The sequence below is a fragment of the Sphingobacterium shayense genome (assembly GCF_013179575.1).
GTDB lineage: Bacteria > Bacteroidota > Bacteroidia > Sphingobacteriales > Sphingobacteriaceae > Sphingobacterium > Sphingobacterium shayense.
Map to the genome: position 1 here is coordinate 1 of NZ_JABMCQ010000257.1, position 3,647 is coordinate 3,647.

General features: G+C 38.0%; 3 protein-coding genes. 2 read left to right on the forward strand and 1 reads right to left on the reverse strand.

Annotated elements, in window-relative coordinates:
• A partial coding sequence (locus HP439_RS18290) for a WG repeat-containing protein (protein WP_172391769.1) occupies nucleotides 1–872 on the forward strand: 872 nt, incomplete at its 5' end.
• Between the two features lie 34 nt (nucleotides 873–906).
• Nucleotides 907–2,364 (forward strand): DUF3943 domain-containing protein, encoded by a 1,458-nt coding sequence (locus tag HP439_RS18295; protein WP_172391770.1) that lies wholly within the window; start codon nucleotides 907–909, stop codon nucleotides 2,362–2,364.
• A 95-nt stretch (nucleotides 2,365–2,459) separates the two neighbouring features.
• Here HP439_RS18295 and HP439_RS18300 read toward each other — a convergent pair.
• Nucleotides 2,460–3,647 (reverse strand): trigger factor (locus HP439_RS18300; RefSeq protein ID WP_172391771.1); only part of this gene is annotated, 1,188 nt, incomplete at its 5' end.

Below are 3,647 nucleotides of genomic sequence, written 5' to 3' on the forward strand. Positions count from 1 at the left end.
GTACCGGCCAGCAAAATTCTTTGTTTTTAATTGTAACACACGACCATCGATTTCAGGGTGTTCGAAATGAGGCGGGAGATACCATAATTCCAGTTGAATATCATTATTATGGGGGACACGCTGAACATCAGAAGCTACAACACTTGATTCTTGATTTTGTTGGCTTGCCAGAAGGAATTCTCCTTAAAGCAGATTCAGCACGGGTTGCGCAGACTTTTTACACAACATTCGATAGACAGGGCAAAATATTATATCATCCCTTCGCGTATGATAATGGCCCGGACTATGTTCATGAAGGCTTACGGCGTTTTGTAGACGTTCAAAAAGGTAAAATGGGATTGGTACGTCCAGATGGTAAAATAGTTATCTCAGCAGAGTATGATTTTCTGAGCCCGTTGGAAAATGGATATACAACCGCACATAATGGTGTCAAGCGGATTACAGAAGATGGTGGAGAACATTGGTCGATTACCCCAAGGGCAGAGGGAGCGCATGTTAAAGTTGTCTTAAATAGAGAAGGCAAAATTGTCCGGGGAAAGAAAAACAAAACGGGTAAATATACTGTTTTCGATAGAAATGACTCATTATATTATCCTAAGTATTACCTTGAAAATAAGAAAGAGAAAATAATGCTGGACTCGTTAGGGAACCGGTTGGAGGTAAAAAAGTTGTTTGCTTTCGAAGGTCACGCTTTAGATTTAAAAATATTCGATCGTCCTAGATCCGGTTTTCCTTATTATGTTATAGGCGAAGTGGCTTCTTGGAAAGATTATGTTTTAGTAGATGAAAATGGTAAGCTTTATTATTACGATTACTTGAAACCGGCAGTTCCTTTAAGCAAGTATTTACAGCGGTATAAATTGGAACAATAGAATAGCAAGCGTCAAGCTCAACGCAATTTTTGATATGAATAAGATTTTTCTTGTTTTAATATTTTGGTCCGTTTACTTAGAATGTAAATGTCAGCATTTCTTGTGGGGAGATCAGAAAGACACTGTGGTTATGCTGCTGGATACTACGTCGAGCGGCTGGGATAAAATTAGCCCTCGAAAATCGTACGCCCAAGGTAGCGTGGCGCCTGTTCGGCAAAAGAAGTTCTGGCGGGCAGGTTCAGAATGGTTTTTAGCGCAAGCCTTTCCTGCTTTGTTTAACCGTTTTATTACTAGGGATCCCTATTCCTATATTTCATTCCAAAATTTTCTTGACCATCAACGATTGTCAGCATGGGATTGGGATGACAATCAATTTACGACTAATCAGATAGATCATCCTTATCACGGTCAACTGTATTTTAATGCTTTTCGAAGTAACGGATATAATTTCTATCAGTCAAGTCTTGCTACTTTTGCGGGTAGTTATATGTGGGAGACAGCTGGCGAAACTCAACATCCCTCGATTAATGATCTTATCAATACTAGTTTTGGAGGCGTTATTTTAGGTGAAATGACACATCGTTTGGCTCGCCATATCTTAGGTAGGGCAGCGCGCGCTCCTAGAAAACGTGTTTCTAATGAGATAGGTGCTTTTTTTGTGAACCCAGTAAATGGATTAAATCGTTTATTGGATAATAAATGGGGTAAAGCTGATGAATATAATAAAGTCGATTCATCTACGGTTTGGACAGAAATAAATTTGGGTGTTCGTCGCTTTGATGCTAAAGAGGGGGATATCATCGAGGAAGGCAAGAATGGTTTCTATGGACGCTTGAGACTTTGGTATAGTGCAGGACCGGAAAACATAAAGAAGCCATTTGACCAGTTCTATGTAAACTTAGAGCTTGGTAAAGGCGATAGCACGTTTGTCAATGCCGTAAACGTCCATGCGTTGTTGTATGGGAATCAGTTTTTTTCAACGAGGAAAGGTAATCATTATGGAGTACTCAGTGCAAATTATGATTTTTATGATAACGATGCCTTTTTCTACGGAGCGCAAAGTCTAAATTACAATTGGAATTCCGAGTTTCAGTATCGCAAGCAAAATCGGTTAAACTTGAGCGTTGGCGTAGGAGCAGTGTTACTTGCTGCTGTCCCGGACCCTTACTTGTTATACGGAGCTAGTCGAAATTATAATTATGGATCCGGCGCAAGTTATCGTTTTCGTGGCGAGCTAAGCATCTTAAACCGATTGATGGTCACGGGCGATTATAATGGTGGGGTGTTTTATACAATAAGTGGAAACGATTCTTATTATTTGTTAAATGCAGCAACGTTAGAGGCTAGCTTACGAATTGTTAAGAACTTTTCGTTGCAGGTATCCACCGGATATTTTGGTTTACAGGGGAATTTCAAGGAAGAGATATATGATGACTTCAATCGCACGTTTCCGTTTGGACGGTTGTCAATCGGTTATAACGTTCGGTTCTAAGGCAATCTGGTTTTTCCTTGTAAAAGATGAAGTTCATAATAAAATTAAAGGCCACTCTAGAAGTGGCCTTTAATTTTATTATGAGTTTTGAAAACTTATTTTTCAAGTTTTTCAAACTCATCAAAGTTGATCTCTTGCTGATTCAAAGTAATATTTGCTTTCAAATAATCAAAGACCTTAAGTGCTTTAGCTTCTTCGAACAATCTATTTGCTTGCTCTCTATCTTGTAACATCTGAATAGCAAACTGTTGTAATTGTTCGTCAGTTGGTTCTTCGTTAATGTTGTACATTTTGATTTGTTGATAGATACGAGATTTAGCAAGATCAATGACCTCATCGTATTTAACTTCCAAAGCATTTGCCGTTACGATACGGTTTTCGATAATGGTCCATTTTAAGTTGCTCACGAAATCTGCAAAACCTTCTTCTAGTTCTTCTTCAGAGATATTAGGGTTTGTAGCCTTTAACCATCTTTTTAGAAATGCTTCAGGAAACTTAACGTCAACTGAATCCATACCGTAAGTATAAATATCGTTACGAAGTTTTTGATCAGAATTCTGTTGGAATAGGTTCTCTACTTCTTCTTTAACTTTAGCGTTGAAATCTTCTTCTTTTGTTACTTCACCAGCAGGGAACAATTTATCAAAAAATTCCTGATTTAGTTCGGATTCTTCTAGACGATTTATATTTTTTACCGTAAGCTCGAATTTAGTTACATCTAAATTATTGACTTCTTCTTCTGTAATGCCCAAAATACGCGAAAGGTCGGCTGCACTAAATGACTTTTTAACATCAATTTTAGCAACATCATCAACTTTAAGACCAGTCAGTGCCTTTTTAGTTTTCGCGTCTTGTATGATATCAGTACGTACCGAAGCAGTTTTTTCGATTCCTTCTTCTTTATCTTGTTTTAAGGTAGCGTATAAAACGTCTCCTTCTTCAGATACTTCTGGATTGGTCATTTTACCGTAACTGCGGCGTAAATTTTTGATACGTTCCGTCAAAGTTGCTTCATCTGCTTTGATATCATATGCTGTGAACGTAGTTTCTTTCGTAAATGGAATATCAAACTCAGGTGCTAAACCAATTTCGTAGTTGAATTCGAAGTTATCTTTGTAGTCCCAGTTATATTTTGCATCTGCATCGCTGTCTACCGGGAGCGGTTGACCTAAAACTTCCAATTTGTTCTCACCAATGTATTCAGCAATCTTGTCGTTAACTATTTTGTTGATTTCATCAAACAAAATAGATTTACCAAAAGTGCGTCTGATGTGTCCTTGAGG

Bases quoted from the DNA above. Each gene is read 5' to 3' on its own strand.
- HP439_RS18295 (WP_172391770.1), top strand. From the start codon at position 907: ATGAATAAGATTTTTCTTGTTTTAATATTTTGGTCCGTTTACTTAGAA.